Origin of the sequence: Pectobacterium carotovorum (assembly GCF_900129615.1) — a bacterium.
In the GTDB taxonomy this organism is placed as follows: Bacteria; Pseudomonadota; Gammaproteobacteria; order Enterobacterales; family Enterobacteriaceae; genus Pectobacterium; species Pectobacterium carotovorum.
Genome location: NZ_FQWI01000005.1, coordinates 185,717 through 198,954, shown reverse-complemented (window position 1 = coordinate 198,954; position 13,238 = coordinate 185,717). Strand labels below are relative to the sequence as shown.

Here is a 13,238-nt window from a genome sequence, read left to right as displayed (position 1 = left end):
AGGGGGGCTTATTTGCGCCACCCTGCGGATACATTCACTGCATCTCGCACGTGTTGAGCGATAGCTTACCAGCGCTCTTTCAACAGGTTAGGCTGAATACCGCCAATCGCTTTGACATTGCCTAAATACTGTTTAGAGATACCCGCTTCGAATTCTTCCCGGAAATACTTGATGGCACTTTGCAGCGGCTCGACCGCACCCGGCGCATGCGCACAGAAGGTGTTACCCGGCCCGAGGAAACGGCAAAGCTGCTCCAGCGTTTCGATATCGCCAGGCTGGCCTTCGCCCTTCTCCAGCGCACGCAGAATCTTCACGCTCCACGGCAGACCATCGCGGCACGGCGTACACCAGCCACAGGACTCACGAGAGAAGAATTCTTCGAGATTGCGCGTCAGCGAAACCATATTGATTTCGTGATCGACGGCCATCGCCAGTGCGGTACCCATACGGCTACCAGCTTTCGCAATGTGCTCAAAATCCATCGGCAGATCGAGATGGCTTTCCGTCAGGAAATCCGTACCAGCACCACCCGGTTGCCAGGCTTTCAGCTTCAGACCATCGCGCATACCGCCCGCGTAGTCTTCCAGAATTTCACGCGCAGTCGTACCGAACGGCAGTTCCCACAGACCCGGATTCTTGACGCGGCCGGAGAAGCCCATCAGTTTCGTGCCTGCATCTTTACTTTTACCCGCAGACAGCCCCTGATACCACGCTGCACCGTGCTCGATAATCGCCGGTACATTACACAGCGTTTCCACGTTGTTGACGCATGTCGGCTTGCCCCAAACACCCGCAGACGCCGGGAACGGCGGCTTAGAACGTGGGTTGGCACGACGGCCTTCCAGTGAGTTAATCAGTGCGGTTTCCTCACCGCAGATGTAACGCCCGGCGCCCGTATGCACGAACAGCTCGAAATCAAATCCGCTGCCCAGAATATTTTTGCCCAGCAGGCCAGCCGCTTTCGCTTCTTCGATTGCGCGACGCAGATGAACAGCAGCTTCGATGTATTCGCCGCGCAGGAAGATGTAACCACGGTAGGCTTTCAGTGCAAAGGCGCTGATCAGCATGCCTTCAACCAGCAGATGGGGCTCTTGCTCCATCAGCAGGCGGTCTTTATAAGTACCGGGCTCCATCTCATCCGCGTTACACAGCAGGTAGCGGATGTTCATGCTTTCGTCTTTCGGCATCAGGCTCCACTTCAAGCCTGTCGAAAAGCCCGCGCCGCCACGTCCTTTCAGGCCAGCGTCTTTAACCAGTGAGACCACTTCATCCTGCGCCATGCCGGTTAACGCTTTTTGCGCGGCGACATAGCCGTTTTTGCTGCGATATTCATCCAGCCATACCGGCTGTTTGTCTGCACGTAAACGCCAGGTCAGAGGATGCTGCTCAGCAGTCAGAACAATGTCTTTACTCATTGATACTGCTCCAATAACGATTCAATTCCTTCCGGCGTCACATGGGTATGGGTATCTTCGTCAATCATCATTGACGGCCCCTTGTCACAGTTCCCCAGGCAGCAGGTCGGCAACAGCGTGAAACGTCCATCGAACGTTGTCTGTCCCGGTTTGATGCTGAGCTTACGCTCAAGTGCAGCCTGAACGCCCTGATAGCCATTGATGTGGCACACGACGCTGTCGCAATAGCGAATAACATGACGCCCGACAGGCTGACGGAAAATCTGGCTGTAGAACGTTGCCACGCCTTCCACGTCACTGGCAGGAATACCCAGCAGATCGGCAATCGCATGGATCGCCCCATCCGGTACCCAGCCGCGTTCTTTTTGCACAATTTTCAGTGCTTCGATCGACGCGGCGCGTGCATCTTCGTAGTGATGTTTTTCGTGCTCAATGGCGTCACGTTCGGCGTCACTCAATACAAAAGCATTGTCTTTTGTCAGCGAATCGGCAGCAGGTTGTCCCTGAGCGTCAATATGATCGTGATTGTTATGATCATGCATAATTAGCGGTCCACATCTGACATTACGAAATCAATACTGCCGAGGTAAACGATCAGGTCGGATACCAGACATCCGCGAATTACAGAAGGAATCTGTTGCAGATGCGCATAGCTCGGCGTGCGAATACGGGTACGGTAGCTCATCGTGCCGCCGTCACTGGTCAGGTAATAGCTGTTAATGCCCTTCGTTGCCTCAACCATCTGGAATGATTCATTGGCAGGCATCACCGGTCCCCAGGAAACCTGAAGGAAGTGGTTGATCAGGGTATCGATATGCTGCAACGTGCGCTCTTTTGGCGGCGGCGTCGTCAGCGGGTGATCCGCTTTGAACGGGCCTTCCGGCATATTCTTGAGGCACTGATCCAGAATACGTAAGCTCTGACGCAGTTCTTCGACTTTCAGCATCACGCGGCTATAGCAATCGCTGATGCCATCGCCCACTGGCACTTCAAAGTCAAAGTTTTCATAACCGGAATACGGACGCCATTTACGTACGTCAAAACCAATACCCGTGGCACGCAGACCCGCACCCGTTACGCCCCAATCCAATGCTTCTTTCGCATTGTAGGCGGCGACGCCCTGAGTACGGCCTTTCAGAATGGTGTTCTGCAACGCGGATTTGACATAGGTGTCCAAACGAGCCGGCATCCAGTCAAGGAACTCACGCAGCAGACGTTCCCAGCCGCGTGGCAGATCGTGCGCCACACCGCCAATACGGAACCACGCCGGGTGCATACGGAAGCCGGTAATCGCTTCAACCAAATCGTAAATTTTCTGGCGGTCAGTAAACGCAAAGAACACCGGTGTCATCGCACCGACGTCCTGAATATAGGTACTGATGTACAGCAGATGGCTATTAATACGGAACAGCTCAGACAGCATCACGCGAATCGTCTTGACGCGATCCGGCACCTCAATACCTGCCAGTTTTTCCACGGCCAGTACGTACGGCATTTCGTTAACGCAGCCGCCGAGGTATTCAATACGGTCGGTATAAGGAATGTAGCTGTGCCAAGACTGGCGCTCGCCCATTTTCTCCGCACCGCGATGGTGGTAACCCACATCAGGCACGCAGTCGACGATTTCTTCACCGTCCAGTTGCAGAATAATACGGAAGGCACCGTGTGAAGACGGGTGGTTCGGACCGAGGTTGAGGAACATGAAGTCCTCATTTTCAGTACCGCGCTTCATTCCCCACTCTTCCGGTTTGAACGTCAGCGATTCCATTTCCAGATCTTCTTTCTGCTTGGTCAGCTCGAAAGGATCGAATTCGGTCGCACGCGCCGGATAATCTTTACGCAACGGATGCCCTTCCCACGTCTGCGGCATCATGATGCGCGTCAGGTGCGGGTGACCATTGAACGTAATACCAAACATTTCCCACGTTTCGCGCTCATACCAGTTGGCATTCGGGAACAGTTTGGTCACGGTCGGTACATGCAGATCGCTCTCGGCTAACGCGACTTTCAGCATGATGTCGCGGTTACGCTCGATGGAAATGATGTGATAAAAGACGGAGTAGTCGGCGGCAGGTAAACCTTCACGATGGGTGCGCAGGCGCTCATCCATACCGTGCAGGTCAAACAGCATGACATAAGGCTTCGGCTGTTTTTTCAGGAATGCGACAACATCCAGTAATTGCTCACGCTTGACCCACACAACAGGGATCCCTGTGCGGGTTGCCTGTACAGTAAATGCATCTGGTCCAAAACGGTTACACAGTTCGCCAACGACCGGATCGTTAAGGTGATCGCGGGTTTGCCAGCCTGGCTGAGCGAGATCGTGTGTCGTTAAATCTGTCATAAATATGTCACCACATTAAATGTGCTATTTCTGTAGCTGATAATGACCGCACACTATTATCGAGGTATTACACGGTCACCGGGTTTATCATCTACAGGTCAAATCTCATCAGGCGAACGCAGGTTAGTCACAGCGATTCGCTCGCCGCGTTTGCGCTCACGCTCAGATTGCATGTTGGCGCGGTAAACGCCCTGTTCACCCACCACCCATGACAGAGGGCGGCGTTCTTTACCGATGGATTCTTTCAGCAGCAACAGCGCTTGCATGTAGGCTTCAGGACGCGGCGGGCAGCCCGGAATATACACATCAACAGGCAGGAATTTATCTACGCCCTGAACAACGGAATAGATATCGTACATACCGCCGGAGTTAGCACATGCGCCCATGGAGATAACCCATTTAGGCTCAAGCATTTGCTCGTACAGACGCTGAATAACGGGGGCCATTTTGGTAAAACAGGTTCCCGCGACTACCATGAAGTCGGCCTGACGTGGCGACGCACGCAGAACTTCAGCACCAAAACGCGCCACGTCATGAACGGCGGTAAATGACGTCACCATTTCTACGTAGCAACAAGACAGGCCGAAGTTGTACGGCCACAGGGAGTTCTGACGCCCCCAGTTCACCGTATCGTGTAATGCATGTTCCAGTTTGCCCATATAGACACTGCGGTGAACATGTTGCTCCAGAGGGTCGGAAACGATCTCCTGACGTTGCAGGGGATAACGGTCATTCTCACCGTCCGGCTCTATGCGGGTGAGCGTATAGTCCATCTTAAAATGCCTCGCTGTTACTGCGGATGATTGTTGGTAGTGTTGATGATGTCTGATTTAACGACTTGTCTCTTGGAACGTACCGGGGTCCAGTCAAGTGCCCCAACGCGTACCAGATAAATCAAACCAGCCAACAGCACCAAAATGAAAATGGTTGCTTCAATGAAGCCAATCCAGCCGCTTTCTTTGATAGACACAGCCCAAGCGTAGAGATAGAGGGCTTCAACGTCGAAGATCACGAAGAACATAGCGACAAGATAAAATTTAGCAGACAGGCGTAACCGTGCTGAACCTACGGAGTCGATACCAGATTCATAAGGTACGTTTTTGGCCCTGCCTTTTGCTCTCCCCCCCAGCAAGAACCCACCGGTCAGCATGAAGACGCAAAGGCCTACGGCAATGATAAGGAATAGCCCAAATGCCCAATGATGGGCGAGGATTTCAGTAGTTGTTGACATTCTCTTTGCTTACTCATCAAAAGTGGCGGGTAACATCTCTGCTCTATTATCGGCAGTTAATGCGCCACATCGATTAAAAGGAAGGATTAATAACCACAAAAAAGCACGGAAACGTATCAGGTAAGCCTTGCTTGGTATGGTTGAGCCCCTAAATTTGTAACCTTTTTTTCAACCTTACTAAAAATAACAGTACATTACTTTACATGCACGCTGTTTTGTTAACATTTTGTGTTCTCACCCGCAGCTAAATCGAGTCAGTACTTTTGTTAGTTAACCAGTGTGTAGCAGCACAGGAAGCAAGTTCACCGCGTCACTATACCATTTTCACAGGAAATGCCTGTTCCCCCATGTGGTTATTAGGGGTATTTTTTGATCCAGCACACATTTTTACCAATTTAGTTAGTAAAAAAATCAAGACGATGCTGGACAAGGTTTGACGCTATTTTCCATAACATTATTTTAAAAAAATAGAACCGGCGTTTTATAAAATAGAGATAATCATTAATCTCGCCGCGCCTAGCCTATTGATGTGGAATGGAAAACGCAAAGTGGGATCGGCGTGAAGAAATCAGGCCAAGAAGGCGCTGCCGATGCGGGTTTAACACCTTAGTCATAAATCATCATCATTCGGGGTGCATCCCTACCCTCCCCGAATGATAGTTAACTACCCATTACGATTAGATCGCATCCTTCAGCGACGGGTCGGAAGACAGTTTTTCATTCGTGCTGTTTGTTAACATGCTGACAGGCGTAATGTGAGAGGGCTTCCCTGATTCAATCACATTGAAAATTGCCGTTGCCAGCTCATTCTCCTGATTAGGATTCTGGCAGAGGAAATAACGTGTTTCAGGCAATCTCGGCAACCCTTCCTCTTCGCCCAACACCCGCAATTCTGGACTCATCATTTCCACCGACCGCACGGTAATACCCATTCCGGCCTTCACCGCGGCACGTACAGCAGACAGCGTTGAAGCCACATACGCAATTCTCCAGGGGATCCCTGCGGCCGTCAGTTGCTGCGTAGCCAACGTCCGGAAAGGACTCGGCTCATCCAGAACAACCAGAGGTACAGGTTCTTGCGATCGGAACTGATAATCCGCCGCGCAATACCATAACGTTGGAGAACTGCGTAATAACACATGCGGAAACACCACACCGTTCATTGTGGTAATAACCAGATCTATTTTCCCCTGATTCAACATTTCCATCATTTCAGCGCTACGTTTTACGCTGACATTGACGGAGAGTTTAGGAAATACGGATGTCACCCGATGCAAAATATAAGGAAGGATGGTGTCTGCAGTATCGTCAGACGCCCCGATGGTCAGCGTACCCTGAATATCGCTGTACATTAATGAAATACAAGCTTCATCATTGAATTGTAATATTTTTCTGGCATAACCCAGAAACTGGATACCATGTTCGGTCAGCAATTTATTACGCCCGTGTCGGGCAAAAAGCTCCTTTCCGATGAGTTGCTCCAGCCGCTGCATCTGTTGACTGACAGCCGATTGGGTTCTATTGACTGCGGTCGCCGCCGCTGCAAATGTATTTAAATCTGCAACGGCAACAAACGTCCTCAGTAAATCAAGATCGAGATTAAGTACTGGTCGATTTGCACTGGTCATACGATTTTTCACTTATCTATTTTAATTTTAACAAAATATTCCTGGTGTTTTATTACATGTACAGGTAATGACCGATACATTTAAAGACACTATCGCAGACGCACGATAAGGGCAAAAAAATACTTATATTTCGTTACCACTATCGCCTTTCCATTGGTAAGACATCATGTAATTAAATGACTCACCAGCCTTAATCCTTAATTCAATAACAACGGCACCTTCCCTTTATTTCATCTTGCGAAATAAATACGCTCCACACTTAAATAAACACGCTCTCCCTGTCACCCTATTCTGGCGCTAAAAAAGTGCGGCATGAACAGTTGTCCGCCCCCTACCATATCGCACCATCCAACGAGTACACAACCATATAGTGCAGATGCGCAACCATTTGCAGCAAAAGCGATAATCATTCTTCAAAAGGTACTGCAGGAAGAGTACATTAAGCAGGTTATGCTATTCCGTCTGGGAATATGCGCTCTCTGCAGAAGGCTCGTACTATTTATGTCTCCGATTGAAAAATCCAAGAAACTGGAGAACGTATGCTATGACATCCGTGGCCCAGTCTTAAAGGAAGCCAAGCGGCTTGAAGAAGAAGGTAATAAAGTCCTTAAACTGAACATTGGCAACCCTGCCCCTTTCGGCTTCGAGGCACCGGACGAAATTCTGGTCGATGTGATCCGTAATCTGCCTACCGCACAGGGCTACTGTGATTCAAAAGGTCTGTATTCCGCCCGCAAAGCCATCGTTCAGCACTATCAGGCGCGGGATATGCGCGATATTACGGTTGAAGACGTCTATATTGGTAACGGTGTTTCCGAACTCATCGTGCAATCCATGCAGGCGTTGCTTAACCCAGGCGATGAAATGCTGGTTCCTGCGCCGGATTACCCGCTTTGGACCGCAGCGGTTTCCCTGTCTAACGGCAATGCCGTTCACTATCTCTGCGATGAGTCCTCCGATTGGTTCCCCGATTTGGATGATATCCGCAAAAAGATCACGTCCAATACTCGCGGTATTGTCATCATCAACCCGAATAATCCAACGGGTGCGGTCTACAGCAAAGAGCTGCTGTTGGATATCGTGGCGATTGCACGCGAACATAACCTGATCATTTTCGCCGACGAAATTTACGACAAAATTCTGTATGACGATGCGCAGCACCACTCTATTGCCGCACTCGCGCCGGATTTGCTGACCGTCACGTTCAACGGGCTTTCCAAGACCTACCGCGTAGCGGGTTTCCGTCAAGGTTGGATGGTACTGAACGGCCCGAAAAAACACGCAAAAGGGTATATTGAAGGGCTGGAAATGCTGGCCTCTATGCGTTTGTGTGCCAACGTACCGATGCAGCATGCGATTCAGACCGCGCTGGGTGGCTATCAGAGCATCAGCGAATTTATTCAACCCGGCGGACGCCTTTACGAGCAGCGCAACCGTTCCTGGGAACTGATCAATCAGATCCCCGGCGTATCGTGCGTAAAACCACGCGGCGCGCTCTATATGTTCCCACGCATTGATGCCAAGCGCTTTAATATCCACGACGACCAAAAACTGGTGCTGGATCTCCTGTTGCAGGAGAAAGTGTTGCTGGTGCAGGGAACCGCGTTTAACTGGCCTTACCCGGACCACGTACGCATCGTCACGCTGCCGCGTATTGATGAGCTGGACATGGCGATCCACAAATTAGGGCGTTTCCTGGGGCACTATCACCAATAGCCCAGCAGTCATCGAACCTACCCTCGCCGGGCCATCGTCGCCCGGCGAAAATCTGACCTTCGTTTGCATAATCTCCGGCAAGTGCCCACAATAGATGCCCACGATATCGCTATTTCACCGTGCTGTTGTCTGAGAGATCGCCATGAATCAGAGCCACTTTTTCGCCCATTTATCCCGTCTAAAACTGATCAGCCGTTGGCCACTGATGCGCAACGTGCGCACGGAAAATGTCTCCGAGCACAGTCTTCAGGTCGCCTTCGTCGCCCACGCGCTGGCGGTAATCAAAAACCGCAAATTCGAGGGTAACCTGAACGCTGAACGCATCGCACTACTGGCGATGTACCATGATGCCAGCGAGGTGCTGACCGGTGACATGCCGACGCCGATCAAGTACTACAACGCGCAGATCGCACATGAGTACAAGAAGATAGAGAAGATTGCACAGCAGAAACTGGTTGAAATGTTGCCGGAAGAGTTGCAGCAGGATTATCGCATGCTGCTGGATGACCACTACACCAGCGAAGAAGAACGCCTCATCGTTAAACAGGCAGATGCCCTGTGCGCCTACCTGAAATGTCTGGAAGAATTATCCGCAGGCAATGCGGAATTCACGCTTGCCAAAGCACGACTGGAAAAAACCTTGCAGCTGCGCCACAGCCCGGAAATGGACTATTTCATGACGGTGTTCGTTCCCAGCTTTAGCCTGTCGCTTGACGAAATCAGTCAGGATTCTCCGTTATAACGAGCGTCCGCTATAACGGAAAAGCACCGTCAGAACGGATACAGCCACGGTACCATCACCACGCTGACCACCATCACCAGAACGGTAAAGGGGACGCCAATGCGTACAAAGTCCCCGAATTTATAACCGCCCGGCCCCAGTACCAGCGTATTCACCGGTGATGACACTGGGGTCATAAAGGCGGCAGAGGCTGCAATCGCGATGATCATCGCAAAAGGATAAGGCGACACGCCCATCTGTTTCGCTGCGGCAATCGCAATCGGTGCCATCAGCACCGCCGTCGCCGTGTTGGAAATAAACAGACCGATCACGGCACACAACACGAACAAGCACACCAGCATCACATGCGGCCCGGCGTTCCCGGCAACATCCATCAGCCCTTTAACGATCAGCGCCACACCGCCCGTTTGCTGCAACGCCAGCGCAAACGGCATCATTCCGACGATAAGAATAATACTCGGCCAGTGGATCGCCCGGTAGGCGCTTTCCATGTCGATACAGCGGAATTTCCCCATCAGCAAACAGGCGATCAGTGCGGCAACCGCATTCGGTATTTCATCCGTCAGCATCATCGCTACCATCAGCGCCAGACAAAACAGCGCGTGTGGCGCCTGACTTACCGCGGGCGCCACGTCATCCACCTCAGCAGGGAGATTAAGTAAAAGGAAGTCGTTTTTCTGTGTGTGCAGTTGTCGAATCATGCGCCAGTCGCCCATCACCAGCAGAATGTCACCGAGCTGGAGCGGCTCATCAGCCAGGATACCTTCCATCGCTTCACCTGACCGGCGAATCCCCACGACACTCAGGCCGTAGCGGCTTCGGAACCCGACGTCATACAGCGTTTTCCCCAACAGTTCAGAATCGGGAATCAACGAGACTTCCGCCATTCCCACATCACGCGCCTGCTCGGAGAAATACTCACCGCGCAGCACCATCGGTTCAAGCCGCTGTGCGGTGCAAAATTCGCGTAAGTCCACCTCAGACGCCGACATGTCGATCAGTAAGACATCATTCAGGCGAAGTTCGGTATTGCCCGCCACGCTGATCATCACACGACGAAATTTACGCCAGCGCTCAATCCCGACCACGTTCGCACCAAAGCGCTGACGCAAGCGTAAATCATCAAGACGGTGGCCGATAAAAGGCGATCCTGGTCGAATCGCCAGCCGACGCGCCCTGCCCGTCAGTCGGTAATCACGAATCAGATCGCGAAACGTTCTTCTCTTCCACATCTCTTTTGCTGCTGCCGTCTCGGCATCGCCAAGCCAGTAACGCGCCACCATCATATACGCCACACCCAGCAGCAATACCACCATCCCTATCGGCGTCACGCTGAAAAAACCAAAGCCCGCAACACCTTCACGCATCAGCTCACTGCTCACCACCATATTCGGCGGCGTCGCGACCAACGTCATCATGCCGCTAATCAATCCGGCAAAACTCAGCGGCATCATCAGCCTTCCGGGGGAAATTTTCATCCGGGCGGAAACGCTGAGCACAACGGGAATAAAAATCGCGACAACGCCAGTGGAGCTCATGAAAGCCCCCAGCAGCGCAACGGTGACCATCAGTAAGATCAGCATCTTCATCTCACTGCTGCCCGCCACGCGGACCAACCAATCACCGACCTGATAAGCAACACCGGTACGAACCAACCCCTCACCAATCACAAACAGGGCTGCAATCAATATCACATTAGGATCGCTGAACCCTACCAACGCTTCAGATAGCGTCAGTGTACCGCTCAGTACAAACGCGATGATGACCAACAGCGCGACGACGTCCATGCGTAATTTATTGGTGGTAAACAACACAATGGCGATCAGCAACAGGGATAAAACCCAGAGAAGTTCGCTATTCAAAACGGTTCCCCTGACAGAAAAATGCATATTGAGAGGTGGTGATTCAGCATGCCATAAAAAAACCTCGCGGATGCGAGGTCTGATCATATTTAGTCACAGTTTTGTCATTATGTTACAGACAACCTACCGGCGCAGAAGCACCTTAGCGCCGTTCGGTGATGGTTCTATTTCTATCTGCTCCAGCGAATCAAGGATCAGATCGACCTGATCCAGTTTCGGCGTGTCTGCTGGTGCCTTCACCGCAATGACCTTGCAGCCAGCCGCCAAGCCCGATAGCACGCCTGCGGGTGCATCCTCAACGACGACACACTCTTCCGGCTTCAGCCCTAGCTGCTGTGCACCAAGTAAATAGGCATCGGGGTGAGGTTTACCTTTAGCAACCTGCTCCGCTGTAATAAAGGCACGAGGAGCAGGCAGTTCTCCGCGATGATGACGGGCGCTGGCAATCGGCACCGTGCCGGATGTCACAATCGCCCAGGGAATATCCAGCGCATCCAAACGTTCCAACAGCGCCTTCGCCCCTGGCATGGCAACAATGCCCTGCGTGTCAGACGCTTCTGTTTTTTCCAGCGCATCAAACTCTTGTTGAATCGTTTCTTCGCTTTGCCCTTGAAGAAAGTGACGCAGGGAGGTGATTGCCTGCTTGCCATGAATAAAATCCAGCACTTCCTGTGGTTCAATATCGTGATCTTTTGCCCAGTTAATCCACGCACGTTCTACAGCAGGCAGTGAATCAACCAGCGTACCATCGAGGTCGAACAGAAAACCTTTACACTCCACAGAAAGCCCCTTTTTCATTAATCAGGCGTTGATGATCTGTGCGATCTCAACTGCACTCAAGTGATACTGGCGCGGGCAGGATTGCCAAACAGCCAGCATTCTGTTGTATTTTTCCCACATTTTTGTCTGAGCGTTAAACCCATGCGTACCCGCATCAAAGTGGGGATAGCGACCTTCAACATGTACCATAAAGCGTACAAAACCGAGGTAGCGTGCTTCCGTTGCGGCATCAAAGCCCAGGAAGGTCAGGCGACGCTCATCCAAATCCTGCTTATCTTTCAGATTGGTCCACGACACCTGCAAAGCATGATGCATTTCCATGATGTTAATAATGGTGCGGCACACCTCTTCGGTCAGCTCGCCAAACTCACGGTCCAGTTCGCGCATCTGCAAACCATAACCACGCTCGATAATGGTTTGTAACCGGCGATAGCGCTCGGCGTTGTCGGGATCGAGCATCGTCATCATTTTATATTGATTTGAAAGGATCAATCTCTGGGCATTTGTCATTTCCATGTTGCTCTCCTGAACCTCTTTGGTGTAAGCCAATATCGCTAAATAGGTATTGGCCTCAGAATCGCATACTGAATCGTGTCACGGTAGCGGTAGCCACCGCTTCTTTGATTTGAAACAGGGGAAAGAACAAAATAGCCATCAACCCGCACACAGCCTGACGCCGATCACAAATCATCCAGGAAGGTCTTATCAAGCTGGTTAAACGCACGCTTCAGCACATCCGCCAACGCTTGGTAAGTTGGCGCTTCTTCCAATGGCGCTAATGCCTGGCCTGACTCCAATAGCTTATGGCGAATCTCATGGAACCACTGCACCAGCGTCGGCGGTAAAGGCGTCACAGAACGGCGACCCAGCCACCAAAGCCCCTGCAACGGCAGGCTACAGGCAAACAGCGCGGTGGCGATGGCCGGGCCGAGCTGGCCACCGAGCGCAATCTGCCACGTTAAGGTAAACACCGCCAGCGGCGGCATGATGCGGATACCGAATCGCGTCGCTCGCGCCACGCGGTTTTCAGGAAATACAGGCGCCAGCCGCTTTTCTGCTGGCCACGTTTTCATGTAATGCTGCCCACGTTGGAGTAGCTGTAGCCAACTGATTCTACTGTCTGGTTTCGTCGCCATAGCCACACCTCAACTTTACAGATAAAAAATAAAACTTTTGCACAAATCAACAACTCAAGTTGATAAGGTTAAAATATATTTTGTGTTTAGCCTACGCTATCGGTATCCTAGATCGGCCTTTTGGCCGCTGTATACCTAAAGTAGTATGACTACACGCAAGGAGTATAATTCCCTTCGCGACATAAGCGCAGCCAACGGCCATAACGCGGTTATCCATCGCTTTAAAAGCTGCGGTTTACATCAGGTCGATGTCATATGGTTGTATCGATTATCCGATATAACCTACATCATAGTATCGACCCTATTTCATCATCGTGTCTGGTGTATCACACCAAGGTATGATGTTAATCATAAATGCCAGCGGCGGCATGCGATACGCTATGC

The 13,238-nt window shown here is 51.4% G+C and carries 12 protein-coding genes; 2 read left to right on the top strand and 10 right to left on the bottom strand.

What is annotated here, in order from left to right; translation table 11 throughout:
• Positions 1–65 precede the first annotated feature (65 nt).
• From nuoF to lrhA, 6 genes are all read right to left on the bottom strand, one after another.
• Positions 66–1,415: an NADH-quinone oxidoreductase subunit NuoF gene (nuoF, locus tag BUB06_RS12295; RefSeq protein ID WP_039280207.1), complete on the bottom strand. Its 1,350-nt coding sequence runs from the start codon at positions 1,413–1,415 to the stop codon at positions 66–68.
• Positions 1,412–1,957 (bottom strand): NADH-quinone oxidoreductase subunit NuoE, encoded by a 546-nt coding sequence (gene nuoE / locus BUB06_RS12290; RefSeq protein WP_010295381.1) that lies wholly within the window; start codon positions 1,955–1,957, stop codon positions 1,412–1,414. The genes nuoF and nuoE overlap by 4 nt, the downstream gene beginning before the upstream one ends.
• A gap of 2 nt (positions 1,958–1,959) precedes the next feature.
• Positions 1,960–3,759 carry an NADH-quinone oxidoreductase subunit C/D gene (gene nuoC, locus BUB06_RS12285; protein WP_010295383.1) on the bottom strand — a complete coding sequence of 600 codons (1,800 nt, stop codon included), beginning with the start codon at positions 3,757–3,759 and terminating at the stop codon, positions 1,960–1,962.
• Between the two features lie 98 nt (positions 3,760–3,857).
• Positions 3,858–4,532, bottom strand: coding sequence for a NuoB/complex I 20 kDa subunit family protein (locus BUB06_RS12280; RefSeq protein ID WP_005969846.1), 675 nt, complete (start codon positions 4,530–4,532; stop codon positions 3,858–3,860).
• A 17-nt stretch (positions 4,533–4,549) separates the two neighbouring features.
• Complete coding sequence (locus tag BUB06_RS12275; protein WP_010278904.1) at positions 4,550–4,990, bottom strand: NADH-quinone oxidoreductase subunit A; 441 nt, start codon at positions 4,988–4,990, stop codon at positions 4,550–4,552.
• A 677-nt stretch (positions 4,991–5,667) separates the two neighbouring features.
• Positions 5,668–6,618: a transcriptional regulator LrhA gene (lrhA, locus tag BUB06_RS12270; protein WP_010295387.1), complete on the bottom strand. Its 951-nt coding sequence runs from the start codon at positions 6,616–6,618 to the stop codon at positions 5,668–5,670.
• Positions 6,619–7,119: 501 nt separating this feature from the next.
• Here lrhA and BUB06_RS12265 point away from each other — a divergent pair.
• Complete coding sequence (locus BUB06_RS12265; protein WP_014916029.1) at positions 7,120–8,334, top strand: pyridoxal phosphate-dependent aminotransferase; 1,215 nt, start codon at positions 7,120–7,122, stop codon at positions 8,332–8,334.
• A 142-nt stretch (positions 8,335–8,476) separates the two neighbouring features.
• Positions 8,477–9,076, top strand: coding sequence for a 5'-deoxynucleotidase (gene yfbR, locus BUB06_RS12260; protein WP_010295392.1), 600 nt, complete (start codon positions 8,477–8,479; stop codon positions 9,074–9,076).
• A 29-nt stretch (positions 9,077–9,105) separates the two neighbouring features.
• On the opposite strand, the gene BUB06_RS12255 is transcribed toward yfbR, so the two are convergent.
• The 4 genes from BUB06_RS12255 to yfbV form a co-directional block, all read right to left on the bottom strand.
• Positions 9,106–10,938: an SLC13 family permease gene (locus BUB06_RS12255; protein WP_039471314.1), complete on the bottom strand. Its 1,833-nt coding sequence runs from the start codon at positions 10,936–10,938 to the stop codon at positions 9,106–9,108.
• A 123-nt stretch (positions 10,939–11,061) separates the two neighbouring features.
• Positions 11,062–11,718, bottom strand: coding sequence for a sugar phosphatase (locus BUB06_RS12250; protein WP_039471312.1), 657 nt, complete (start codon positions 11,716–11,718; stop codon positions 11,062–11,064).
• A gap of 21 nt (positions 11,719–11,739) precedes the next feature.
• Entirely contained in the window at positions 11,740–12,234 is a 495-nt protein-coding gene (locus BUB06_RS12245) for a YfbU family protein (protein WP_010295396.1), read from the bottom strand.
• A 164-nt stretch (positions 12,235–12,398) separates the two neighbouring features.
• Positions 12,399–12,854: a terminus macrodomain insulation protein YfbV gene (gene yfbV, locus BUB06_RS12240; protein ID WP_039471310.1), complete on the bottom strand. Its 456-nt coding sequence runs from the start codon at positions 12,852–12,854 to the stop codon at positions 12,399–12,401.
• Positions 12,855–13,238: the final 384 nt, after the last annotated feature.

Excerpts from the sequence above, each read along its gene's own strand:
- nuoC (WP_010295383.1), bottom strand. The coding sequence starts at position 3,759 with ATGACAGATTTAACGACACACGATCTCGCTCAGCCAGGCTGGCAAACC.
- BUB06_RS12245 (WP_010295396.1), bottom strand. The coding sequence starts at position 12,234 with ATGGAAATGACAAATGCCCAGAGATTGATCCTTTCAAATCAATATAAA.
- BUB06_RS12275 (WP_010278904.1), bottom strand. The coding sequence starts at position 4,990 with ATGTCAACAACTACTGAAATCCTCGCCCATCATTGGGCATTTGGGCTA.
- nuoE (WP_010295381.1), bottom strand. The coding sequence starts at position 1,957 with ATGCATGATCATAACAATCACGATCATATTGACGCTCAGGGACAACCT.
- nuoF (WP_039280207.1), bottom strand. The coding sequence starts at position 1,415 with ATGAGTAAAGACATTGTTCTGACTGCTGAGCAGCATCCTCTGACCTGG.
- yfbR (WP_010295392.1), top strand. The coding sequence starts at position 8,477 with ATGAATCAGAGCCACTTTTTCGCCCATTTATCCCGTCTAAAACTGATC.
- lrhA (WP_010295387.1), bottom strand. The coding sequence starts at position 6,618 with ATGACCAGTGCAAATCGACCAGTACTTAATCTCGATCTTGATTTACTG.
- BUB06_RS12280 (WP_005969846.1), bottom strand. The coding sequence starts at position 4,532 with ATGGACTATACGCTCACCCGCATAGAGCCGGACGGTGAGAATGACCGT.
- BUB06_RS12265 (WP_014916029.1), top strand. The coding sequence starts at position 7,120 with ATGTCTCCGATTGAAAAATCCAAGAAACTGGAGAACGTATGCTATGAC.
- yfbV (WP_039471310.1), bottom strand. The coding sequence starts at position 12,854 with ATGGCGACGAAACCAGACAGTAGAATCAGTTGGCTACAGCTACTCCAA.